23 protein-coding genes are annotated in these 23,807 nt (G+C 66.6%); 1 reads left to right on the top strand and 22 read right to left on the bottom strand.

The window, feature by feature from the left end; translation table 11 throughout:
* Window positions 1-119: 119 nt before the first annotated feature.
* A complete protein-coding gene (gene murA / locus RJ1_RS35640; protein ID WP_073367432.1) occupies window positions 120-1,394 on the bottom strand; it encodes a UDP-N-acetylglucosamine 1-carboxyvinyltransferase in 1,275 nt (424 codons plus the stop codon).
* A gap of 54 nt (window positions 1,395-1,448) precedes the next feature.
* Between murA and RJ1_RS35635 the strand changes: the two genes are divergently transcribed.
* Window positions 1,449-2,024 (top strand): cob(I)yrinic acid a,c-diamide adenosyltransferase, encoded by a 576-nt coding sequence (locus RJ1_RS35635; RefSeq protein ID WP_073367430.1) that lies wholly within the window; start codon window positions 1,449-1,451, stop codon window positions 2,022-2,024.
* On the opposite strand, the gene RJ1_RS35630 is transcribed toward RJ1_RS35635, so the two are convergent.
* The 21 genes from RJ1_RS35630 to argS form a co-directional block, all read right to left on the bottom strand.
* The gene (locus RJ1_RS35630; protein WP_073367427.1) at window positions 2,025-2,447 is read right to left on the bottom strand and encodes a DUF2550 domain-containing protein; all 423 of its coding nucleotides are present in this window, start codon (window positions 2,445-2,447) and stop codon (window positions 2,025-2,027) included.
* A gap of 48 nt (window positions 2,448-2,495) precedes the next feature.
* The gene (locus RJ1_RS35625) at window positions 2,496-2,864 is read right to left on the bottom strand and encodes a F0F1 ATP synthase subunit epsilon (protein ID WP_073367425.1); all 369 of its coding nucleotides are present in this window, start codon (window positions 2,862-2,864) and stop codon (window positions 2,496-2,498) included.
* Between the two features lie 6 nt (window positions 2,865-2,870).
* The gene (gene atpD / locus RJ1_RS35620) at window positions 2,871-4,322 is read right to left on the bottom strand and encodes a F0F1 ATP synthase subunit beta (protein WP_073367422.1); all 1,452 of its coding nucleotides are present in this window, start codon (window positions 4,320-4,322) and stop codon (window positions 2,871-2,873) included.
* Between the two features lie 3 nt (window positions 4,323-4,325).
* Window positions 4,326-5,306: a F0F1 ATP synthase subunit gamma gene (locus tag RJ1_RS35615; protein ID WP_073367420.1), complete on the bottom strand. Its 981-nt coding sequence runs from the start codon at window positions 5,304-5,306 to the stop codon at window positions 4,326-4,328.
* Window positions 5,307-5,354: 48 nt separating this feature from the next.
* The gene (atpA, locus tag RJ1_RS35610; RefSeq protein ID WP_073367417.1) at window positions 5,355-6,998 is read right to left on the bottom strand and encodes a F0F1 ATP synthase subunit alpha; all 1,644 of its coding nucleotides are present in this window, start codon (window positions 6,996-6,998) and stop codon (window positions 5,355-5,357) included.
* Window positions 6,999-7,060: 62 nt separating this feature from the next.
* Entirely contained in the window at window positions 7,061-7,888 is an 828-nt protein-coding gene (locus tag RJ1_RS35605; RefSeq protein ID WP_073367437.1) for a F0F1 ATP synthase subunit delta, read from the bottom strand.
* A 5-nt stretch (window positions 7,889-7,893) separates the two neighbouring features.
* The gene (locus RJ1_RS35600) at window positions 7,894-8,451 is read right to left on the bottom strand and encodes a F0F1 ATP synthase subunit B (protein WP_073367415.1); all 558 of its coding nucleotides are present in this window, start codon (window positions 8,449-8,451) and stop codon (window positions 7,894-7,896) included.
* Window positions 8,452-8,458: 7 nt separating this feature from the next.
* The gene (locus RJ1_RS35595) at window positions 8,459-8,704 is read right to left on the bottom strand and encodes an ATP synthase F0 subunit C (RefSeq protein ID WP_005252955.1); all 246 of its coding nucleotides are present in this window, start codon (window positions 8,702-8,704) and stop codon (window positions 8,459-8,461) included.
* A gap of 85 nt (window positions 8,705-8,789) precedes the next feature.
* A complete protein-coding gene (gene atpB / locus RJ1_RS35590; RefSeq protein ID WP_073367413.1) occupies window positions 8,790-9,572 on the bottom strand; it encodes a F0F1 ATP synthase subunit A in 783 nt (260 codons plus the stop codon).
* 327 nt (window positions 9,573-9,899) lie between these two features.
* Window positions 9,900-10,373, bottom strand: a complete 474-nt coding sequence (locus RJ1_RS35585) for a Cg1360 family ATP-synthase-associated protein (RefSeq protein WP_073367410.1) — start codon at window positions 10,371-10,373, stop codon at window positions 9,900-9,902.
* Between the two features lie 37 nt (window positions 10,374-10,410).
* On the bottom strand, window positions 10,411-11,592 hold the full coding sequence (locus tag RJ1_RS35580) for a glycosyltransferase family 4 protein (RefSeq protein ID WP_073367408.1): 1,182 nt from the start codon (window positions 11,590-11,592) through the stop codon (window positions 10,411-10,413).
* Entirely contained in the window at window positions 11,589-12,245 is a 657-nt protein-coding gene (locus tag RJ1_RS35575) for an L-threonylcarbamoyladenylate synthase (protein ID WP_073367405.1), read from the bottom strand. Before RJ1_RS35575 ends, RJ1_RS35580 begins: the two co-directional genes overlap by 4 nt.
* The gene (prmC, locus tag RJ1_RS35570; RefSeq protein ID WP_073367402.1) at window positions 12,242-13,171 is read right to left on the bottom strand and encodes a peptide chain release factor N(5)-glutamine methyltransferase; all 930 of its coding nucleotides are present in this window, start codon (window positions 13,169-13,171) and stop codon (window positions 12,242-12,244) included. Before prmC ends, RJ1_RS35575 begins: the two co-directional genes overlap by 4 nt.
* Window positions 13,172-13,224: 53 nt before the next feature.
* On the bottom strand, window positions 13,225-14,304 hold the full coding sequence (gene prfA, locus RJ1_RS35565) for a peptide chain release factor 1 (RefSeq protein ID WP_073367399.1): 1,080 nt from the start codon (window positions 14,302-14,304) through the stop codon (window positions 13,225-13,227).
* A gap of 92 nt (window positions 14,305-14,396) precedes the next feature.
* Window positions 14,397-14,639, bottom strand: coding sequence for a 50S ribosomal protein L31 (gene rpmE / locus RJ1_RS35560; protein ID WP_005252948.1), 243 nt, complete (start codon window positions 14,637-14,639; stop codon window positions 14,397-14,399).
* A gap of 227 nt (window positions 14,640-14,866) precedes the next feature.
* Window positions 14,867-16,933: a transcription termination factor Rho gene (rho, locus tag RJ1_RS35555; protein WP_073367396.1), complete on the bottom strand. Its 2,067-nt coding sequence runs from the start codon at window positions 16,931-16,933 to the stop codon at window positions 14,867-14,869.
* Between the two features lie 326 nt (window positions 16,934-17,259).
* The gene (thrB, locus tag RJ1_RS35550) at window positions 17,260-18,204 is read right to left on the bottom strand and encodes a homoserine kinase (protein WP_073367435.1); all 945 of its coding nucleotides are present in this window, start codon (window positions 18,202-18,204) and stop codon (window positions 17,260-17,262) included.
* Between the two features lie 44 nt (window positions 18,205-18,248).
* Window positions 18,249-19,331: a threonine synthase gene (gene thrC / locus RJ1_RS35545; RefSeq protein ID WP_073367393.1), complete on the bottom strand. Its 1,083-nt coding sequence runs from the start codon at window positions 19,329-19,331 to the stop codon at window positions 18,249-18,251.
* Window positions 19,328-20,641 (bottom strand): homoserine dehydrogenase, encoded by a 1,314-nt coding sequence (locus RJ1_RS35540; protein WP_073367390.1) that lies wholly within the window; start codon window positions 20,639-20,641, stop codon window positions 19,328-19,330. Before RJ1_RS35540 ends, thrC begins: the two co-directional genes overlap by 4 nt.
* A complete protein-coding gene (gene lysA, locus RJ1_RS35535) occupies window positions 20,638-22,059 on the bottom strand; it encodes a diaminopimelate decarboxylase (RefSeq protein WP_073367388.1) in 1,422 nt (473 codons plus the stop codon). Before lysA ends, RJ1_RS35540 begins: the two co-directional genes overlap by 4 nt.
* Window positions 22,056-23,708, bottom strand: a complete 1,653-nt coding sequence (gene argS / locus RJ1_RS35530) for an arginine--tRNA ligase (RefSeq protein WP_073367385.1) — start codon at window positions 23,706-23,708, stop codon at window positions 22,056-22,058. Before argS ends, lysA begins: the two co-directional genes overlap by 4 nt.
* Window positions 23,709-23,807: the final 99 nt, after the last annotated feature.

The following is a 23,807-nucleotide window of genomic DNA, read 5'->3' as shown; positions in this document are numbered from 1 at the left end:
AAACTGCTTGCCAAATCGCCAGGTCGCGGTGTTCGTCCGTCGGGATTCCGCTGGTCAGAACCGTGAGCAGGACCGTATTCGCGGCCCGGACGCTGACACCGGCGCCTGTGACGCCGGACTCACCGGTGTGAACCGGGATCGGCGTCCACCCTCTCGATCCGACCACCGAGTTCCTGGAGGATCTCGACGAAGCGCGGATAACCACGGTCGATGTGGAAGACGTCGTGCACTTCGGTCACCCCGTCGGCGACGAGCCCCGCCAGCACCAGGCCCGCGCCGGCCCGGATGTCGGACGACCACACCGGTGCGCTCGACAGCTGCGCGATTCCCCGGATCACTGCGTGGTGACCGTCCGTCCGCGCATCGGCACCCAACCGGATCATCTCCTCGACGAAGCGGAACCGCGCCTCGAAGACGTTCTCGGTGATCATCGATGTTCCCTCCGCGACCGCGGCGAGGCCGATGGCCATCGGCTGCAGGTCGGTGGGGAATCCCGGATACGGCAGCGTCGCGAAGTTGACCGCGGTCGGCCGTGCCTCCTGGACGACCCGGAATCCGTCGGACTCGGCGGTGACTTCGGCGCCGGCCACGCGCAGTTTGTCGAGCACCAAGCCGAGGTGTTTCGGATTGACCCCGCGAACGCGCACGTCACCGCGGGTCATCGACGCTGCGATCCCCCACGTCGCCGCGACGATTCGATCGCCGATGACGCGGTGCGTGGTCGGCTCGAGTTTGGCGACGCCCTGGATCGTCAGCGTCGACGTGCCGGCCCCCCGGACCTTCGCGCCCATCTGATTCAGCATGTTGCACAGGTCGACGATCTCGGGTTCACGGGCCGCGTTGTCGATCACCGTCTCGCCCTTGGCGAGCACGGCGGCCATCAAGATGTTCTCGGTCGCTCCCACTGACGGGAAGGCGAGCCGAATGTTCGCGCCGTGCAGATCCTCGGCCTGGGCGACCACGCACCCGTGTTCGATCGTGCTGTGCGCGCCGAGCAACCGCAGCCCCGACTGGTGCATGTCGAGGGGCCTCGAACCGATGGCGTCGCCACCGGGGAGTGCCACCACGGCCCGTCGGCACCGCGCGACCAATGGTCCCAGCACGCACACCGACGCGCGGAACTGGCGTACCGCCGCGAAATCGGCGTGATGTTTGGGCTCGGCAGGTGTAGTGATCCGGACGACGGAATCGTCGAGATCCACTTCGCACCCGAGGCCTCGCAGGACGTCGGCCATCAAGGGGACGTCCAGGATGTCCGGACAATTGGTGACGGTTGTAGTGCCCTCAGCCAACAGCGCTGCAGCCATCAGCTTGAGAACGCTGTTCTTCGCGCCCCCGACAGACACTTCACCTACGAGGCGGTCACCGCCGGTGACAAGGAAGCGTTCGCTCACAGAGCACAGCCTAGAGCCAGGGAGGCCGAACCCGGAGGCCGGTACCGTAACGCTATGGCCGTACACCTCACCAAGATCTACACCCGGACCGGCGACGACGGGACCACCGGATTGAGCGATTTCTCCCGTGTGTCGAAGAACGATCCGCGTCTGATCGCGTACGCCGACTGCGACGAGGCCAACGCCTCGATCGGTGTCGCGGTCGCGCTCGGCGACCCTCCGGAGGAGGTCCGGTCGATCCTGCGGCAGATCCAGAACGACCTGTTCGACGCCGGCGCGGACCTGTCCACCCCGGTGATGGATGAACCCAAGTACCCGCCGCTGCGCATCACCGCCGAGTACGTCGACCGTCTCGAAGGCTGGTGCGACGAGCTGAACGAGCGCCTGGAACCGCTGAACTCGTTCATTCTCCCCGGCGGCACCGCCCTGGGGGCTCTGCTGCACGTGGCGCGGACCGTGACCCGGCGCGCCGAACGGTCCGCATGGGCCGCCGTCGACGCGAATCCCGAGAACACCAACGCGCTGCCGGCGAAGTATCTCAACCGGCTGTCGGATCTGCTGTTCATCATGAGCAGACTGGCGAACCCCGAAGGCGACGTGCTCTGGAAGCCTGGAGCCGGGAAGGCCTGATCAGAGTCGGCGTCCGCGCACCGATCGTCCGGACGGCCGGGATTCGACCCAGGACAGGAACGCGGTCAGCGCTCCCCCGTCCAATGCGATCTCGTACGAAGACCCGCGGTCCTTGACCGACAAGATGACGATTTCTTCGGACATGATGTCGAATTCGGAGCCCTCGGGGCTGCGACGACCGTCGACTTCGATGCCCTGGCGCTCGATGCGCGAATCCGGGCCGGGACGCAAACTCGACAATTTGAAGAAGACGAGAGAACCCTCGCCGTAGCGGATGACGCCGTGGCGCCAGCCGGTGTCCCCCGGGGCGGGCGTCACCCGGAGGATCGCCGCGGTTCCACCGCGGCGCAGTACTGCAAGCCGATACAGAAAGACCGCGACGAAGGCCGCGAGCAGCACAACCAGAATGATCAACACAGTCATTCCGATTGACACTGTTCGTCGGCTCCGTCGCGGTCTTTCTCGAGCAACCTAGGCGCGCTCTACGGCACGGATCCGGCCCTTGGCGACAGCAATCGCCTCGAGGTCGTCTCCGCTCTCTTCGAGCACGGCCTTGGCCGCTTCCACATCGATGTCCTCGGCCAAGTCGGCTGACTCGGCGAGGATGGTGACTGTCTTCGCGGTCACGGACAGGAACCCGCCGTGCACAGCAGCGACGATACGCTCACCGTCGGCGGTCGTGATCGCAACCACTCCGCCCTCGACCAGCTGTCCGAGAACCGGCTCATGCCCAGGCATGACACCGATCTCACCTTCGGTCGTCTGTGCACTGACGAGAGTCGCCAAACCAGACCACAACCGTCGCTCCACGGCGACGAGTTCCACGGTCATCTCAGCCATCGTCGACTACTTCCCGGCGATCTTCTTGGCTGCAGCCTCGACGTCGTCGAGTCCACCACAGCTGTTGAACGCCTGCTCAGGCAGGTGATCGAACTCGCCCTTGCAGATGCGGTCGAACGCCTCGATGGTGTCGCGGAGCGGCACCACGGAACCGGGCTGACCGGTGAACTTCTCGGCGACGATGAAGTTCTGTCCGAGGAACTTCTGCAGACGGCGGGCGCGGCCGACGAGGACCTTGTCCTCTTCCTGCAGCTCGTCCATACCGAGGATGGCGATGATGTCCTGCAGTTCCTTGTACTTCTGCAGGATGCGCTTGACCTCGTTGGCGACCCGGAAGTGCTCTTCACCGACGATGCCGGGCTCCAGGATGCGGGAAGTGGAGGTCAGCGGATCCACAGCGGGGTAGATACCCATCTGCGAGATCGGACGCGACAGCTCGGTGGTGGCATCGAGGTGCGCGAACGTCGTGGCCGGCGCCGGGTCGGTGTAGTCGTCGGCGGGCACGTAGATCGCCTGCAGCGAGGTGATGGAGCGGCCTCGCGTCGAGGTGATGCGCTCCTGCAGCTCACCCATCTCGTCAGCCAGGGTCGGCTGGTAACCCACGGCCGAAGGCATACGACCGAGCAGGGTCGACACCTCGGAACCGGCCTGGGTGAAACGGAAGATGTTGTCGATGAACAGCAGAACGTCCTGGCCCTGGACATCGCGGAAGTACTCCGCCATGGTCAGCGCGGACAGGGCGACGCGCATACGCGTTCCCGGCGGCTCGTCCATCTGGCCGAAGACAAGGGCGGTGTCCTGGAGGACGCCCATCTCTTCCATCTCGAGGTGAAGGTCGGTGCCCTCACGGGTGCGCTCACCGACGCCTGCGAACACCGAGGTTCCGGAGAACTCGCGGGCGATACGGGTGATCATTTCCTGGATCAGAACGGTCTTGCCGACACCGGCACCACCGAACAGACCGATCTTTCCACCCTTGACGTACGGGGTGAGGAGGTCGATGACCTTGATGCCGGTCTCGAGGATCTCAGTCTTGCCCTCGAGCTGGTCGAAGGCCGGTGGCTTGCGGTGGATGCCCCACTGCTCGCCGTCGCGACCCGTGCCGGGAGCGTCGAGGCAGTCGCCCAGTGCGTTGAACACGTGGCCCTTGACGACGTCGCCGACGGGAACCGAGATCGGCTTGCCGGTGTCGGACACCGAGGTGCCGCGGACCAGGCCGTCGGTGGGCTGCATCGAGACGGTGCGCACCAGGTTGTCGCCGAGGTGCTGTGCGACCTCGAGGGTCAGCGTCTTGGCGACCGAGGGGAGCGTGATCTCGGCGTGCAGGGCGTTGAACAGTTCAGGAATAGCGCCACGCGGGAATTCAACGTCCACGACGGGACCGATGACCCGCACGACGCGGCCGGCGACGGACGAATCCGAGCCTGCCCCGTTGTTTTCGGTTACTGCTGCGGTCATTGCTTAGTCACTTCCTGCGCTCGAGGCTAGCGCATTCGCGCCGCCGACGATCTCGCTGATTTCCTGGGTGATCTGGGCCTGGCGAGCCTGGTTTGCCTGACGGCTCAACGTGTTCACCAGTTCGTTTGCGTTGTCCGTCGCGGCCTTCATGGCGGTACGACGGGCAGCCGACTCCGACGCCGCAGCATCCAGCAGCGAGGAGAAGATGCGGGTGCTGATGTACTTCGGCAGCAAGGCACCGAGCAACTTGTCGGGTTCCGGCTCGAAGTTGTATCCGGCGACCGGTTCCGAGTTGCTGGATCCGTGACCGTTCGACAGCATGTCTTCGCCGAGTTCGACGTGTTCCTCGGAGACCATCACCTCGAGGGGAGCCATCCGGCGAACCTCGGGGGACTGGTTCAGCATCGACACGAAACGGGTATACACGATGTGCAGCTCGTCGACGCCTTCGATGGTGCCCTCACCGTTCGGCGCGGGAACCTCCGAGCCGGATCCGGCCATGAACAGGTCGACCAGGTGCCGGCTCGCCTTGGCAGCGTCGGAGTAGCCCGGATCCTGGGAGAACCCGGTCCACGCACCTCCCAAGCCGCGGCCGCGGAACGTGTAGTACCCCAGCCCCTTCGATCCGAGCACGTAGATGACCGGATCCTTGCCCTCGCTGCGCAGCAGCTGGAACAGCTCCTCGGCCTCCTTGAGGACGTTGGAGTTGTATCCACCGCACATACCGCGGTCACTGGTGACGACCAGGACCGCAGCACGCTTGGGATCGGTGCGCTCGTTGAGCAACGGGTGGTCCAGCGAAGCGGACGCGCTGGCCAGCTCCGACAGAACCTTCGTGATCTCCTCGGCGTACGGCTTCGCCGCAGCGACACGGGCCTGAGCCTTCGTGATGCGCGAGGTCGCGATCAGTTCCTGAGCCTTGGTGATCTTCTTGGTCGAGTTGACCGACTTGATGCGAGACCTCAGTTCGAGAATGCTTGCCATCGATCGATCACTCTCCCTTCATGTTTCGCAGCATCATGGGCTGGCCGCTCACTTGCTGACGGTGGTGCGCTTGACGTTGATCTGCTCGTGGCCGACCTCGCCGGCGTCGAGAGCCTCGGCCTCGGCTTCGTTCACGACCCGGCTTCCGTCGGACGCGAGGAAGGTTTCCTTGAACTTCTCGGTGGCCTCGAGCAGCGCCTTGGCGTTGTCTGCGTCGAGCGCCTTGCCGCCCTTGATGCTCTCGTACACGCCGGAGGCGCTGCGGTGCAGCTCGTCGAGCAGCTCGGCCTCGAAGCGGCGGACGTCACCGACGGGCACGCTGTCGAAGACACCTTCACCGGCGAGGTAGATCGACACGATCTGGTCCTCGACGGGGATCGGGCTGTACTGATCCTGCTTGAGCAGCTCGACCAGGCGGGCACCACGCTCGAGCTGTGCCTTCGAGGCGGCGTCCAGGTCGGAGGCGAAGGCGGAGAACGCTTCGAGCTCACGGAACTGAGCCAGCTCCAGACGCAGCGAACCGGAGACCTTCTTCATGCCCTTGGTCTGCGCGGCGCCACCGACACGGGACACCGAGATGCCGACGTTGATGGCGGGGCGGACACCCTTGTTGAACAGGTCCGACTCGAGGAACACCTGACCGTCGGTGATGGAGATGACGTTGGTCGGGATGTAGGCCGAGACGTCGTTGGCCTTGGTCTCGATGATCGGCAGCGCGGTCAGCGAGCCTCCACCCAGGGCGTCGGACAGCTTGGCCGAGCGCTCCAGCAAGCGGGAGTGCAGGTAGAAGACGTCACCGGGGTATGCCTCACGTCCCGGCGGGCGACGCAGCAGCAGCGAGATGGCGCGGTACGCCTCGGCCTGCTTGGTCAGGTCGTCGAACACGACCAGGACGTGCTTGCCCTGGTACATCCAGTGCTGGCCGATGGCGGAGCCGGTGTACGGGGCAAGCCACTTGAAGCCGGCGGAATCGGAGGCAGGGGCGGCGACGATGGTGGTGTACTCCATCGCGCCCTGCTCCTCGAGGGCAGCCTTGACGCCCGCGATGGTGGAGCCCTTCTGTCCGATCGCGACGTAGATGCAGCGCACCTGCTGCTTCTCGTCGCCGGTCTCCCAGTTGGCCTTCTGGTTCAGGATCGCGTCGATGCAGACGGCGGTCTTGCCCGTCTTACGGTCGCCGATGATGAGCTGACGCTGTCCGCGGCCGATCGGGGTCATCGCGTCGATGGCCTTGATGCCGGTCTGCAGCGGCTCCTCGACGGGCTGACGCTCGAGCACCGAGGCGGCCTGCAGCTCGAGGGCGCGGGTCTCGTTGCTCTCGATCTCGCCCAGGCCGTCGATCGGCTGGCCGAGTGGGTTGATGACACGGCCCAGGAACGCGTCTCCGACGGGTACCGACAGCACGTCGCCGGTCCGCTTGACTTCCTGGCCTTCCTGGATGTTCTCGTAATCGCCCAGGATGACGGCACCGATCTCGGTGGCATCCAGGTTGAGCGCGACGCCCAGAACTCCGCCGGGGAACTCCAGCAGTTCGTTGGCCATCGCCGAAGGCAGGCCACTGACGTGCGCGATGCCGTCGCCGGTGTCGGTCACAGCGCCGACCTCTTCGCGGGAGGCCTCCGGGGAGTAGCTCGCGGTGTAGTTCTCGATCGCGCTACGGATCTCGTCGGAGGAGATCGTCAGCTCCGCCATGTTTTTCCTGCTCTCGGTGTCTGGTCTTCGAAAAGATCTGGGGTATGGGGTTCGGTTGCGGACTACTTGAGGGACTTCCGCAACGCTGCGAGACGTCCCGCTCCGCTGCCGTCGATCACCTCGTCGCCCACCCGGACGACCAAGCCGCTGAGGAGTTCAGGATCGACCTCCACGTGAACCGTCACCGGCTTCCCGTAGGTACGGGTGAGGGTGGCGGTCAGCCGATCCGACTGCTCACTGGACAGCGGAGCAGCGCTGCGCACCTTGGCGACAACGGCTTTCCGCTGTGCTGCTGCCAGATTCGACAGTTCGTCGAAGGCGTCCGCGGGTGCGGAGTTCTTCAGCCGGCCCACTGCCTGGGTCGCCAGCGCCTCGGTGACCGCGGTGACCTTGCCGTACAGCAGCTTGGACAGCAGTTGACGCTTGCCCTTTGCCGATACGGAACGGTCGGACAGTGCCTGCTCGAGCTGCGGGTCGCCCGCAACGATGCGGCCGAGGCGGAAGAGCTCGTCCTCGACGGCGTCGAGCTGTCCCTGGTCGGCAGCTGCCTTCAGCAGCGATTCCCGACCGAGGAGCACCAGCGAGTTGCGCAGGTCGGAGGTGGTGGACCAGTCCTGGCCCACCGCCGCCTTCAGGACGGCGAGGGTCTCTGCTGAAACCTTGCCGCCGAACACCTGTTCGGCCAGACCTTCGCGAACGCTCCCGGGCGTCGAGCTGTCCGACAGGGCACTCCGGAGAGTGCGCTGCTCGTCCAGGATCTCGACGACCGAGAACAGCTCGGCCCCGATCTGGGCCGCGGCCGCTGTGGCTGCTCCGGCAGAGACGGATCCCAAGGCCGAAGACAACGCAGCACGGGTCTGCGTCAAGGCCTCACGGCTCGCTGCGTACATGGTGCTCACTTCCCTGCTGCGGAATTTGCGCCGATGGAGTCGAGCTCGTTCAGGAATCGATCGACCGTGCCGGCCCGCTTCACGTCGTCGGCGAGGGACTCACCGATGAGCTTCTCGGCGAGGTCGACGGCGGTGCGGCCGAGATCGCCGCGCAGTTCGGTGACGATCTGCTGACGCTGCGCAACCAGCTGGTTGTTGCCGGCGGCCACGATGCGGTCGCTTTCTTCCTGAGCCTGTGCCTTCATTTCGGCGATGATCTGCTGCCCCTGGGTGCGCGCGTCCTCACGGATCTGCGCAGCCTCGGTGCGAGCCTCGGCGAGCTGAGCGCGGTACTGCTCGAGCGCCGCCTTCGCTTCGGCCTGGGCCTCTTCGGCCCGCTTGATGCCGCCGTCGATCTGCTCGGTTCGCTCGGCAAGGACCTTCTGGAACATCGGAAGGACGTACTTCCAGAAGACGAAACCAACGATGACCAGGCAGACGATCGACCAAACGATGTCATACGTCTCGGGCAGGAGAGGGTTGTGACTCTCTTCCTGCGCGAGGACTGCGATGTTGGCTGCCATGACGGTCTTAGAAAATGAAGCCGGCGACGAGGCCGATCAGCGCGAGGGCTTCGGTGAAGGCGATACCGAGGAACATCGTGGTACGAACCTGTCCGGCCATCTCGGGCTGGCGAACCATTCCCTCGATTGCCTTACCGACAACGATGCCCACGCCGATGCCGGGGCCGATCGCGGCGAGACCGTAGCCGATGGCCCCGAAGCCCGTCGAGTTGGTTTCCTGGACAGCTTCCTGAGCGAGGTAGGCGAGGCTCATGGTGTTCCGTTCCCTTTCTGTTGACCTCCGCCGGATTCGGCGGGAGGCTCAGTTCTTGGTGTAGCGGGTCGTGAAATTTGTGGTGCTAGTGCGAATCCGCGTGCAGCGCCAGATCGATGTACACCGACGTGAGCAGCGCGAAGACGTAGGCCTGCAGGAAGATCACCAGCAGTTCGAAGAAGGTGAATGCAATGCCGGCGGCAAGCGAGGCCACACCGAACACGGCCTGGAAGCCACCTGAGATGAAGAAGAAGTACTGGGTGGCGCTGAAGAACAGCACCAGCAGGATGTGGCCGGCCAGCATGTTGGCCATGAGACGAACCATGAGCGTGAACGGCCGGAGGACGAACGTCGAGATGAACTCGATCGGCACGAGCAGGAAGTGCAGCGGAAGCGGAACACCGGGGACCACGATGCTGCTCTTCACGTACTTGAAGAAGCCGTACTTCTTGATGCCGACGTAGTTGAAAACGATGTACGCGAGGGCGGCGAGCACCAGCGGCATGCCGATTCGCGCGTTCGGCGAGATGTTGATGAAGGGGATGATGCTGCCGAGGTTGCTGGCGAGCACCAGGAAGAAGATGGTGGTGATGACCGGCAGGAAGCGCTTGCCCTGCTCCTTGCCGAGAATCTCTTCCGCGATGTTGATCCGGACGAAGTCGAGCGCGATCTCACCGATGTTCTGGACACCGCGGGGAATGATCTTCGGGCTGCGCAGCGCGATGACGAAGAAGAGCATCATCAGTCCGGACAGCAGGATGCGAACCAGCATCAGGCGGTCGAGTTCGAACGGAGTCCCTTCGAACAGGACCGCGGGCGGGAAGAAGTCGTTCAGGGAAGGCGCGTGGAATTCTTCTCCAGCAGCCACGTTGATGACGCTCAGCGTTCTCTCCCGTAGTCGGTCCGCAGCCTTCGTTGACTGCGGTTCGATCGGACATTGACGATCAAACAAGTCGACAAGCTCGACTCGCGTATTCGTCAGCTGCTGCGGACTGTTCGAGTCCAGCGTCTGTCGGTGTCGGCGACTCTCGTCGACTCGGCGGCCCTGGAAGTGCGGCCACCTACAAGCATGCAATACCGGCGAGTAACTTACTCGCACTCTCATTGCTCTCGCTTGACCCAGACCTTAGCAAGTCATCTACGACGTTGTGTAGACGGGGTCCGGGTCGATTCAATTTTACTACATCTCGTAGTACTACTTATCGTCCGAATCCGTCGATCCGGCGTCGTCCGACGGCGTCGGTTCGACGTACGGAGCCTTGACTCCCAGCACCCCATACGTTTCCGCTCCCAGCACGATCACCAGCGACAGCACCATGACCAGCACCAATGCGGTTTTGTCGTAGAAGTCGAGCGGTTTGAGGACCGCCAGGACCGTGATTGCGAGGATCATCTTCAGCAACCACGTACCGAGCAGTACCGCTCCCGCCGTCAGGGCCGGAAGCTTCGCGGTGAACAGCACACCCAGTGCGGTACAGAGGATGAACCCTCCCCCGACGGCCGCACCCAGCAGCGCACCGTAGAGACCGGGCTTGCCCGCGACGAGATAGGCGACGATCGAGCCGACCACTGCCAGCACGATCAGACCGAGAACTCCGTAGCGGACGGCAGCCCGCAACGACGCGGTGTGATCGGGGGCAGAGGCAGGGGTGAACGTCACGGTCGCCAAGGGTAGTGGATCGTCATCGGTCCTCCGCAACCTCCGGTCAGCCCCGACGGTCGTGCTGCTGTCCGCGGATCGACGGAACGGCCGTGACGACCAGCGCGAACACGAGGCCTCCCGCCACCAGGAGCACCACGACACGGCGATCGAACAGCGCCGATCCGACCGCACCGAAGGCCAGGACACCGACCCACAAGTAGATGAGAAGCACGACGCGGCGATGCGAATGGCCGATCTGCAGGAGCCGGTGGTGAAGGTGCATCTTGTCGGGACTGAACGGGCTCACCCCCGCCCGGGTACGCCGAACGATGGCCAGCAGCAGGTCGAGGATCGGGATGAACATGACGGCGCCGACGAGGAGCAGCGGTGAGAGCAGACCGAGCAGGTCACGGGTGCCGTACGCGGTGAGCGGGATGCGACCGGACGCACTCGTGGAGATGGCCGCGAGCATCAGGCCGATCAGCATCGAGCCGGAGTCCCCCATGAAGATCTTGGCGGGCTGGAAGTTGTGCGGCAGGAATCCGAGGCACGCACCTGCCAGCGCCGCGGCGATCAGCGCGGGCGGATAGGCGCTGACGTCACCGCCCTGGTCGTGCAGAAGCCCGACCGAAAAGACGCAGATGGCGAGCGAGGAGATCAGGCCCAGGCCCGCGGCGAGACCGTCGAGACCGTCGACGAAGTTCATGGCGTTCACCATCACGACGGCGACACCCACCGTGACGAGACCGGCCTGGAGCTGGTCCAGGATGACCGTGCTGCCGTCCCCGAACGGCATGTAGATGATGAACCAGCTCACGCCCATCACGACGAGAATGCCCGCCGCGGTGACCTGACCGACGAACTTGGTGAGCGCGTCCAGACCCCACCGGTCGTCGACCACCCCGACCAGGACGATCACGAACCCGGAGACCAGCGCCGCGGGAATGTCGGAAGTGAACTCGAATCCCCTGGTGAGCGCCGGAAGCTGCTGGGCGAACAACAGCGCGACGAGCATGCCGAGGTACATGCCCACGCCGCCGAGCCGGGGCGTCGGCGTGACGTGGACGTCGCGGTCCCGCGGCACCGCCACCGCCCCGAATCGGAGCGCGAACAGGCGCACGGCACCGGTGGCCAGGTAGGTGACCACCGCAGCGGTGAACAGCACGAGCAGCAGTTCGCGCAGAGGGACACCCGCGCCCCCACCTGCTTGAGCCAGCGCCACGCCGGCCGATTCGGCAGCAATCACTGGGCGGACAGACTCTCCGCCGTCACTCCGAGCACGTCGGCGACGTCGCCGGTGGGCACCGCGCCTTCACGCAGAATCCGGGGGGCCGCGCCGGTCAGGTCGACGATCGTCGACGCCTGACCCTGCTCCGCCCGACCGCCGTCGAGGTACACGCTCGCGGATCCGCCGAGTTGCTCCCGCGCTTCCTCGACCGTCGTGGCGGGCGGGCGGCCGGAGACATTCGCGCTCGACACCGCCAGCGGTCCGACTTCACGCAGCAGTTCGAGCGCGACCGGGTGCAGCGGCATGCGAAGCATCACCGTTCCCCGAGTGTCGCCGAGATCCCAGGCCAGCGAAGGCGCTTGTTCCACAACGAGACTCAGCCCGCCGGGCCAGAACGCGCGAATGAGGTCGCGGGTCTGCGGGCGCACGCTGTACACGAGTCCGTCGATCGTGTTCCACGAGCCGACGAGCACCGGAACCGGCATGTCGCGACCGCGACCCTTGGCCCGCAGCAGAGCGGCGACGGCCTCGCCGTCGAACGCATCCGCGCCTATTCCGTACAACGTGTCCGTGGGGAGAACGACGAGCCTTCCGGCCTTCAGCGCATTCTTGGCCGCACTCATTCCGGCGGAGCGTGAATCGGGAAGGCCACAGTCGTAAACGGTACTCACCCGCCCATTCTTTCACCCTCGGCGACGGCGCCTGCACGCTGCGCCTCGATATCCGTGGCGATGCGCCGGGCGACCACGAACCGCGGCTTGCCGGCGAGGTCGGGGTGCTCCGCGACCTCGCCGAACACACGACGGGATGCGAACAGGGCCGCCACATCGGACCCGTTGGTGTCGTCGTGTTCGATTCCGACCGCTCCCCCGATCCGCAGCCAGCGCGCGACATTCGAGATCATCGGCTTGATGACGGACAGACCGTCAGGTCCGGCGAACAGCGCGCTGTGCGGATCGTGGTCGGCCACCTCGGGTTCGAGCTCGACGCCTTCCGGGATGTACGGCGGGTTCGACACGATCAGGTCGACGCCGCCCTCGAGCCCGGCCAGCAACGTGCGGTCGGTGACGTCGCCCTGGTACAGCCGGATCGGTGTGTCGCCGGCCTGTTCGCGGGAGTCGGCGTTGCGGCGGGCCCACGCGAGCGCATGCGGTTCGAGTTCGACCGCGTGGACGACGGCGTCGGGGCGGGCATTGGCGATCGCGAGCGCCAAGGCACCCGACCCGGTGCACAGGTCGAGGACGACCGGCGGGTGCTGATCACAACTTCCGAGGAACGCCAGCGCCCACCCGAGCAGCAGTTCCGTCTCGGGACGCGGCACGAACACCCCGGGGCCGACCTCGATGTCGATGTCACCCATCGCGGCCGTACCGAGGATGTACTGCAACGGAATCCGCTTGGCTCGCTGGTCGACCATCTTCTTGTAGGCGTCGATCACCGACTCGTCGACGAGCGGGACCAGGCCGAGCCGGGTCCGTTCCACCCCCAGCAGGTGTGCTGCGAGCAATTCGGCGTCCGCACGGGAGCTGCGCACCCCGGCCTCGTCGAGTTGCGCGGTTGCGTCGATCAGGGCCAGGCGAAGAGGAAGGCGACTCACAGGTACAGACTGCCACGCGGCCCGCCGGCCGGTGCGCGGTCCCGGCTTCGCGGTTACTCCGCGGCGAGTCGCGCCTCGCGGTCCGACTTGCCCAGGGCGTCGAGCAGCGCGTCGAGTTCGCCGTCCAGGACGGCGTCCAGGTTGTGGGACTTGAAACCGATCCGGTGATCGGTGATGCGGTTCTCGGGGAAGTTGTACGTGCGGATGCGCTCGGAGCGGTCGACGGTACGCACCTGGCTCTGCCGGCCGGCCGACGCCTCCGCATCTGCCGCTTCCTCGGCCGCAGCCTGCAGTCGAGCCGCGAGGACCTGCATGGCGCGGGCCTTGTTCTGCAGCTGCGAGCGTTCGTTCTGGCACGTCACGACGATGCCGGTGGGCAGGTGGGTGATGCGCACCGCGGAGTCGGTGGTGTTGACGCCCTGGCCGCCCTTGCCCGACGAGCGGTAGACGTCGATGCGCAGATCGGTTTCGTCGATCTGCACCTCCTCGACCTCCTCGGGCTCCGGGTAGATGAGGACACCGGCCGCGGACGTGTGGACCCGTCCCTGAGATTCGGTCACGGGCACCCGCTGCACGCGGTGGACGCCGCCCTCGAACTTCAGGCGCTCCCAGACTCCGTCACGCACATCGCCCTTCGACTTGATCGACAGCGTCGCGTCCTTGTATCCGCCGAGGTCGGACACGGTCGCGTCGAGGATCTCGACACGCCAGCCGTGACGCTCGGCGTAGCGCACGTACATCCGGGCCAGGTCGGAAGCGAACAGCGCGGATTCCTCGCCGCCCTCCCCCGACTTCACCTCGAGCACCACGTCGTCACCGTCGTGGGGATCGCGGGGTGCGAGAAGGTCGGTGAGAGTCTTGTCGAGCTCCAGGACCTGCGCCTCGAGGTCGGGCACCTCGGCGGCGAAACTGGAGTCGTCGGCGGCCAGCTCGCGGGCCGCATCGAGATCGTCCTGCGCCGACTTGAGCTTGGTGTACGTCGCCATGATGGGTGCGAGCTCGGCGAATCGCTTGCCCGCCTTACGGGCCGCGGAAGCATCGTTGTGCAGGGCCGGGTCCGCCAACTGCTGCTCCAGGCCGGCATGTTCGGCCAGGATGTCGTCGATGGCCGAAGGCTGGGTGGTCCCTGCCATGATTCGCTCCGCTCTGCGTTCTTTTCGGGAATAGGCACAAAAAAGCCGACGCCCGGCCTGCAATTATCGCAGGACGGGCGTCGGCGGAACAGCTAGGACTCTGCAGATTCCTTGGCTGCGCCCTTGCCGGCGCGCTTGCCGTAGCGAGCCTCGAAGCGGGCGACACGTCCACCGGTGTCGAGGATCTTCTGCTTGCCGGTGTAGAACGGGTGGCACTGCGAGCAGACCTCGACGTTGATACGCCCGGTCTCCTTGGTGCTGTGGGTCTCGAAAGTGTTTCCGCAACCACAGACCACGGTGGTGGCCACGTAATTGGGGTGAATACCTGACTTCATGGTGTCCCTTTCAATGGTCGCCGGGTCGCCTTCGCCATTCGAAGACGTGAACCGGAACCGGACTCAGCCGCTCAGTATGCCAGAACGCATGTTCGCGATCCCAATCGGCATTTGTGCTTGCGGTGTGGTCAACGCAGGCGGTCCGCGTTTTGTTCCACGGTGATGTATCCAGCGAAAACAGCGGGGCCCGGCGACCGTGGTCGCCGGGCCCCGCTTCAGGTCGATGATCAGTCGTCGATCGCGCCCGGAGCAGTCTTCGACACCTGCATGAGGAATTCGATGTTGCTCTTGCTCTTCTTGAGGCGGTCGATCAGCAGATCGATGGCCTGGTGCGAATCGAGACCCGACAGCACGCGCCGCAGCTTGTGCAGCACCGCGGCCTCGTCCGGGCTGAGCAGCAGCTCGTCCTTACGAGTACCGGACGGGTTTACGTCCACGGCCGGGAACACACGGCGTTCCGCGATCTTGCGGTCGAGCTTCAGCTCGGCGTTACCGGTGCCCTTGAACTCCTCGAAGATCACGGTGTCGCCGGTGGAACCGGTCTCGACCATGGCCGTCGCGATGATCGTGAGCGAACCGCCGTTCTCGATGTTGCGCGCAGCACCGAGGAAACGCTTCGGCGGATAGAGCGCGGTCGAGTCGACACCACCGGACAGGATGCGTCCCGAGGCCGGCGACGAGTTGTTGTACGCGCGGCCGAGGCGGGTGATCGAGTCGAGCAGGACGACCACGTCCTTACCGGCCTCCACCAGGCGCTTCGCACGCTCGATGGCGAGCTCGGCGACCGAGGTGTGGTCTCCCGGCGGGCGGTCGAAGGTCGAGGAGATGACCTCGCCCTTCACCGACCGCTGCATGTCGGTGACCTCTTCCGGACGCTCGTCGACCAGCACGACCATGAGGTAGCACTCGGGGTTGTTGGTCGCGATCGCGTTGGCGATGGCCTGCAGGACGCTGGTCTTACCGGCCTTCGGCGGGCTCACGATCAGCGCGCGCTGACCCTTGCCGATCGGCATCACCAGGTCGATGACACGCGTGGTCAGGATGTTCGGCGTCGTCTCCAGACGCAGCCGCTGGTTCGGGTACAACGGGGTGAGCTTGCCGAACTCGGGGCGCTTCTTGGCCGCCTCCACGTCGCCACCGTTGACGGTGTCGATGCGGACCAGTGGGTTGAACTTCTGCCGCTGGTTGGCCTGATCACCCTCGCGTCCCACCCGGACGGCGCCGGTGATGGCGTCGCCGCGACGGAGACCGTTCTTGCGGATCAGGTTCATCGACACGTAGACGTCGTTCGGTCCGGCCAGGTAGCCGGAGGTCCGGACGAACGCGTAGTTGTCGAGGACGTCCAGGATGCCCGCGACCGGCTGCAGGACGTCGTCCTCGCGGATCTCGGTCTCGCGGGCGTCGCCGCCACCGCCTTCGCCACGGTCGCGTCCACGACGACGTTCGCGGAAGCGACGTCCGCGGCGCCCGCGACCGCCTTCCTCGTCGTCGCCGGGGCGATTGTCGTTGTTCCGCGGGCCGTTGCTGCCTTGGCTGCGGTCGCCACGGTTGTCTCCGCGATCACCACGGTCGCCGCGGTCACCGCGGGTGTCGCCGCGATCACCACGATCACCGCGGTCGCCGCCGCGCTCACGTCGGTTGCGGTCGCCGCCCTGGTCGCCGGCGCCGTCCTGCTTGGCGGGCTTCTCGGCGGAATCCTGACGGTCTTCGGCCTGCTTGCGCTCGGCGGCCTGCTGCGTGTCGGTGGCAGTCGCCGAGGCAGTGTCCTGAGCGTTGCTGCCCTGGTCACCCTGCTCGGGTGCGCCTGCGCGACGCGCGGATCCGCGGCGCTGACGCCCACGGCGTCCGCCCTCGGCCGTGTCGGTGTCGGCGCCGTCGCCCGTCGCGGGTTCGGGCGTCTTGGGCTCGGCGGCCTTCTCGGTGGTGTCCGGCTGGGGAGTCACTTCGAGTTCGGTCTGCGCCGACTGTTCGCGCTTCGCGCGCGTCGCCCGGGTCTTGGGAGCGGCTTCGGTCACGGCAGCAGCCGGGGCCGCAGAGCCGCCCTGACGCTCCTTGATCGCGGCGATCAGATCGCCCTTGCGCATCCCCGAGATGCCCTTGATACCCAGCTCACCAGCGAGGGTGCGAAGCTCGGTCAGCACCATTCCGGACAACCCGGCACCTCGGCGCGCGTCAGCGCGCTTGGTGGAGGCCGTCACGGTGGATGATGCCTGTGAAGAGTCGCCTGCCTGCGCGCCAACGGTATCCACCGAGGAGGCGCGCACAGGAGCGGCGATGAGGTCCGTATCGGTCACGGAGGTCCTTTCCTTCCCTCACTCGCGCTGCGCTGAGTCGAGGGTTCGTCCCGTAATTCGGTGTCGATACCGAATTCGGATGTGCCGTACGTAGTTGCATGTGAAGAACTGCCGGCTTGCCCGCCATCACATCACCTTGAAACAGGCGCGTACTCGCAATCCCTACACGACAGAAAGTGCGGGGGATCGTGCCAGGAGCCGTCAACCCCGATTGACCTGGAGTAATTGCCCTGGTGAAGCACCGGCGTCTGATGCGCACGATGTACGGACATTGCCCAGGATAGCTGTGAACGCCCGTAGGGGCAAGGAGACGCCCCTACGGCGTGTCAGCTGGTCCGGACGCCGTCCGCGACGGCCAGTTCGAGCACCTGCAACCCCTCGGCCTCCGCCTGCGCTCGAAGATCCACGGGGAAAGGTTCCGTGGTCAGTGCGAGGACCGTCGGTCCCGCTCCCGAGACGGTGGCGGCGATACCTGCCTTCCGGAGGATGGCGATCCATCGGGTCGTCAGCGGAAGGGCGGGAGCGCGCTGCGTCTGATGCAGCCTGTCCTCGGTGGCCGCCATCAGGAGGTCGGGGCGCTCTGTGAGCGCCACCACAGCGAGGGCTCCGCGGCTCACGTTGAACGCGGCGTCCCGGTGGGGAACGGTCTCCGGCAACAGACCCCGCGTGTGGGCGGTCGACGAGCGCTCCCCCGGCACCAGTGCGACGACGCGGATCGAGGGGTGCACCTTCAGCGCGACGGCCGAGTAGACGTCGGTGGCGGTCGGCGCTCCCTCGGCCTGCTCGCCCACACAGCTCCACGACACGACCGCACCGCCGAGCACGCTCGCCGACGCGTTGTCGGGGTGGCCTTCGAACTCGGACGACAGCTGGACGAGCTGATCGTGCGACAGCCCCAGTTCGGGGTCGAGCTTGGTGGCCAGCCCGTTGGCGGCCGCCAGTCCCCCGACGACAGCGGACGCGGAGGAACCCAGGCCACGCGAGTGGGGTATCACATTGCGGCACACCACATCCAGGCCCTCAGCCCACACCCCGGCCGATTCCAGGCCGCGTTCGATCGCCCGGACCACGAGATGGGACGGACCCCACGGCACGTCGTCGGCACCCTCGCCCTCGACACGGATCTTCAGCCCCGAACCCGTGGTGGTCACCGTGATCTCGTCGTACAACCCGAGCGCGATACCCAACGTGTCGAATCCCGGGCCGAGGTTGGCGCTCGACGCAGGCACGCGTGCGGTCACGGTAAGGCCCGTGGGGAGGGTCTGTGTCATATCAGCGGTCTGGTCCTGCGGCGTGGTGGGCGTGGGCGCCACCACTACGCCAGCTCGAGGGCCGAGGCGACAGCGACAGGGTCGACCGGAATCGGCTGGACCTCAGGCATACCCGCCAGCGCCGTGTCGGGGTCCTTGAGGCCGTTGCCGGTGACCGTGCAGACGACGGTCAGCCCGGAGTCCAGCCAGCCCTCCTTGCGGGCCGCGAGCAGACCCGCGACGCTCGCAGCGGACGCGGGCTCGACGAACACGCCTTCGGTCCGGGCGATCAGGCGGTACGCCTCGAGGATCTCGTCGTCGGTGGCGGCCCGGAAGGCGCCGTGCGACTCCTCCTTGGCGGCGACAGCGCCGTTCCAGGATGCGGGCGAGCCGATGCGGATCGCGGTGGCGATCGTCTCCGGGTCCTTCACCGGTGCGCCGAGGACGAGCGGTGCGGCGCCAGCGGCCTGCACTCCGAGCATGCGGGGCTTCACGCTGGTGAGGCCGTCCGCGTAGTACTCGGAATAGCCGCGCCAGTACGCGGTGATGTTGCCCGCGTTGCCGACCGGGAGCGCGTGCACGTCGGGGGCCTTGCCCAGCGCGTCGCAGATCTCGAATGCCGCGGTCTTCTGCCCCTCGATGCGGACCGGGTTGACCGAGTTCACGAGCCCGATCGTCGGGAACTCCGCGGTGGTCTTGCGGGCCAGTTCGAGGCAGTCGTCGAAGTTGCCCTGCACCTGGATGATCCGCGCACCGTGCATGACGGCCTGCGCGAGCTTGCCCATCGCGATCTTGCCCTGCGGCACCAGCACGGCGCAGGTCATCTTGGCCTTGGCGGCGTACGCGGCAGCGGAGGCGGACGTGTTGCCGGTGGAGGCGCACAGGACTGCCTGCTGGCCGCGGGCGAGCGCGTCGGTGACGGCCATCGTCATGCCGCGGTCCTTGAACGAACCGGTGGGGTTGAGTCCCTCGACCTTCAGGTAGACGTCGCACCCGGTGATCTCCGACAGGTGCCCGGCGGGCAGCAGCGGGGTGCCGCCCTCGCGCAGGGTGACCGTCTTCCAGTTCGGTCCGATGGCGAGGCGGTCGCGGTAAGCCTCGATCAGCCCCGGCCAGGGGATGTGAACGGGGTTACGGGTGCCGGTCATTGTTCGGTGCCTTCCAGTCGCAGCACGCTGGTCACAGCGGTGACGAATTCGAGTTTACTCAGTGCCTCAACGGTTTCCGACAGAGCGGAATCCGTCGCGACGTGGGTCACGACCACGAGGCGGGCACCGTCGCCGGCGCCTTCCTGCCGCACGGTGGAGATGCTGACGCCGTGCTGCGAGAACTCGGCAGCCACCGCGGACAGCACCCCGGCCTTGTCCGCCACCTGCATGTTGACGTAGTAGCGCGTGGGGATGTCGCCGATCGGCGCGACCTTCAGCTTGGCGTACTTGGACTCGCGGGGGCCGCGGCCACCGTTCACCTTGTTCCGCGCGGCCATCACCAGATCGCCCATCACGGCGGACGCGGTGGGGGCGCCGCCCGCACCCTGACCGTAGAACATGAGACGTCCGGCGTTCTCGGCCTCGACGACGACGGCGTTGAACGCGCCGTTGACCGACGCCAGCGGGTGTTCCAGCGGCACGAGCGCCGGGTAGACCCGCGCCGAGATCCGCTCCTTGCCTTCGGGGGTGGTGATCCGCTCGCAGATGGACAGCAGCTTGATCGTGCAGTCGAGTGCGCGGGCCGACGTCAGGTCGGCCGCGGTGATCTTGGAGATGCCCTCGCGGTACACGTCCGCGGCGGTCACCCGGGTGTGGAAGGCGATCGACGCGAGGATGGCCGCCTTGGCCGCGGCGTCGTAGCCCTCCACGTCAGCGGTCGGATCCGCCTCGGCGTACCCGAGCCGTCCGGCCTCGGCGAGGGTCGAGGCGTAATCCGCGCCGGTCTCGTCCATCGCCGACAGGATGAAGTTGGTGGTTCCGTTCACGATTCCGGCGACCTTGTTCACCCGGTCACCGGCGAGCGACTGGATGAGCGGGCGGATTACGGGGATCGCACCGGCCACGGCAGCCTCGAAGTAGAGGTCGACGTTGTGCAGTTCCGCGGCCTCGGCCAGTTCACCGGTGTGATCGGCGAGCAGCGCCTTGTTGGCGGTGACGACGGACTTGCCGGAATTGAGCGCCGAGAGGATCAGCTTGCGCGGCAGGTCCATACCGCCGATCACCTCGACGACGAGGTCGACGTCGTCGCGGGCCACGAGCGACTCCGCGTCGGTGGTCTGCAACTCCTCGGGAATTCCGCGGTCCTTGCCGGGGCGGCGGACGGCCACACCCCGCAGTTCCAGCGGGGCACCGACGCGAGCCTCGAGGTCTTCGCTGTGCTCCCGCAGGATGCGCACGACCTCGCTCCCGACGTTGCCGAGGCCGAGGACGGCCACACCGATAGCGCGATGCGCCGATTCGCTCGTCACTCTTGTACCTCCAAGCTCAGCAGGTCTTCCACGGTTTCCCTCCGGAGGATCACGCGCGACTGTCCGTCGCGCACCGCCACCACGGCAGGGCGGGCGAGCAGGTTGTACCTGCTCGACATCGAATAGCAGTATGCACCGGTGGCCGCGACGGCAAGCAAATCGCCGGCGTCGATGTCCTCGGGCATCCAGGTGTCGCGGATCACGACGTCACCCGACTCGCAGTGCTTGCCGACGACGCGGGACACCACGGGTTCGGCTTCGCTGACCCGCGAGACCAGCTTCGCCTCGTACTCCGCCTGGTACAACGCGGTGCGGATATTGTCGCTCATTCCGCCGTCGACGCTGACGTACCGACGGGTGAGGTTGCTGCCGACGGTGACGTCCTTGATGGTGCCGACCTCGTACAGCGTCACCGTTCCGGGTCCGGCGATCGCGCGTCCGGGTTCGACGGCGAGCGTCGGCTCGGGCAGACCGGCGAGTGCCGACTCGTTGCGCACGATGTCGCCGAGTTTGGCGGCGAGCTGATCGACGGGCGGCGGGTCGTCGGTGGGGACGTAGGAGATCCCCATCCCGCCGCCGAGGTCGATGATCGAGATCTGCGCGGTCTTCTCCACACCGAACTCCGCGACGACGTCCCGGAGGAGCCCGATCACGCGGTGCGCGGCCAACTCGAAGCCGTCGACGTCGAAGATCTGCGAGCCGATGTGGCTGTGCAGACCGACGAGTCGCAGGTTGTCGGCGGCGAACACCCGCCGGACCGCGTCGATGGCCTTTCCACCCGCGAGCGAGAACCCGAACTTCTGATCCTCGTGGGCGGTGGAGATGAATTCGTGAGTGTGCGCCTCGACTCCGACGGTCACGCGGATCAGGACGTCCTGGACCACACCGGCTTCGGCGGCCACCTTGTCGAGGCGGTCGATCTCCATCGCGGAGTCGAGCACGACGTGCCCGACCCCAGCCGAGACGGCGGCACTCAACTCGGCCACCGATTTGTTGTTGCCGTGCATGGCAATTCGTTCCGCGGGGAAACCGGCGTGCAGAGCGACCGCCAGTTCACCGCCGGACGCGACGTCCAGCGACAGGCCCTCGTCGGCGACCCAGCGGGCGATCTCGCCGCACAGGAAGGCCTTGGAGGCGTAGTGCACCTTGGCCGTCGGTCCGAACGCGCGGGCCATGTCGCGGCAGCGGGACCGGAAATCGTCCTCGTCGACGACGAACAGTGGGGTGCCGTACTTCTCGGCGAGTTCGGTGACCGGGATACCGGCCAGACTCACGACTCCGTCGGCGGCCCGCTGCGCGTTGCGGGGCCACACGTCGGAAGACAGTGCGGCGAAAGCGGCCGCGTCGGAGGGACGTTCGGGCAGACCGGGCGCGTGCAGCTGCTCGGCGTGCTTGGGACCTGCGGGGTGCGCGTTCACATCTGCTCCGGTGCGCTGACGCCGAGCAGTGCGAGACCGTTGGCCAGAACCTGACGGGACGCGTCGCACAGCGCCAGTCGCGCAATGTGCAGCGGGCCGACCTCTTCGTCGCCCTGGGGCAGGATCCGGCAGGCGCCGTAGAACCGGTGGTAGGCACCGGCCAACTCCTCCAGGTACCGCGCAATGCGGTGCGGCTCACGCAGATTCGCGGCGCTGGTGACGACGCGCGGGTACTCGCCGAGGGTGCGGATCAGATCGCCCTCCTGCTCCGAGACCAGCAGCGCGAAATCGGGATCCGCGACGGCGATGCCGAGGTCGGCGGCGTTGCGGGCGATGGCCGACAGCCGGGCGTGCGCGTACTGGACGTAGTACACCGGGTTCTCGTTGCCGGTGCTCGTCCACAGTTCGAGGTCGATGTCGATGCTCGAATCCACCGACGACCGGATCATCGCGTACCGCGACGCGTCGACGCCGATCGCCTCGACCAGGTCGTCGAGGGTGATGACCGTTCCGGCCCGCTTGCTCATCTTCACGGCCACACCGTCGCGAACGAGGTTCACCATCTGGCCGATCAGCACCTCGACGGTGTCGGGGTCGTCGCCGAATGCCGCCGCGGCCGCCTTGAGCCGGCCGATGTACCCGTGGTGGTCGGCACCGAGCATGTAGATGCACAGGTCGAAGCCGCGGGAGCGCTTGTCCTGGAAGTAGGCGATGTCACCGGCGATGTACGCCGCGTTGCCGTCGCTCTTGATGACGACACGGTCCTTGTCGTCGCCGAAATCGGTGCTCTTGAGCCACCAGGCGCCGTCTTCCTGGAACAGGTTGCCGGAGTCCTTCAGCGTCTCGACGGCCTTCTCCACCGCGCCGGACTCGAACAGCGAGTTTTCGTGGAAGTAGACGTCGAAGTCGACGCCGAACTCGTGCAACGTCCGCTTGATGTGGGCGAACATCAGCTCGACGCCGATGGACCGGAAAACTTCCTGCTGCTCGTCCGCGGGCAGGTCCAGCGCGTCGGGGCGCTGCTGCTGCACCTGGGCGGCGATGTCGGCGATGTACGCGCCGGCGTATCCGTCCGCGGGGGCGGGCTCGCCCTTGGCGGCCGCGATCAGGGAGCGGGAGAACCGGTCGATCTGCGCGCCGTGGTCGTTGAAGTAGTACTCGCGGGTGACCGCCGCGCCCTGGGTGGACAGGATCCGGCCGAGCGCATCGCCCACGGCCGCCCAGCGCGTTCCACCGAGGTGGATGGGGCCGGTCGGGTTGGCGGAAACGAACTCGAGGTTGATCTTCTTGCCGTCGAGCGTGTGGCCGGACCCGAAGGCGGCGCCCTCCCCGAGGATCTTCGCGACGATCGCGCCCTGCGCGTCGGCAGCCAGGCGGATGTTGAGGAAGCCGGGGCCCGCGATGTCGGCGGAGTCGATGCCTTCGGCCGCGGTCAGGGCCTCGGCAAGCCAGGTGGCCAGCTCACGCGGGTTGGTACCGACCTTCTTGGCCACCTGCATCGCGACGTTGGTGGCGTAATCGCCGTGCTCAGGGTTGCGCGGACGCTCGACCGTGAGAGTTTCGGGAAGCACGGACACGTCGAGTCCGCGTTCGGCGAGCACTTTCGCGGCGGTTCCGCGGAGCAGTTCGGCAAGGTCAGCTGGAGTCACAGGTATCTATCCTATGGCCAACGCGTCCGGAGCGGTGATCCGCCTTGCCGCGAGTCCCGCCGAGGGCGTGGCGACGGCCTGCGAGCGTGGCCGCGGCCA

Source organism: Rhodococcus jostii NBRC 16295 (genome assembly GCF_001894825.1).
Classification (GTDB): Bacteria; Actinomycetota; Actinomycetes; order Mycobacteriales; family Mycobacteriaceae; genus Rhodococcus_F; species Rhodococcus_F jostii.
This window is presented reverse-complemented; position numbering and strand designations above follow the sequence as displayed.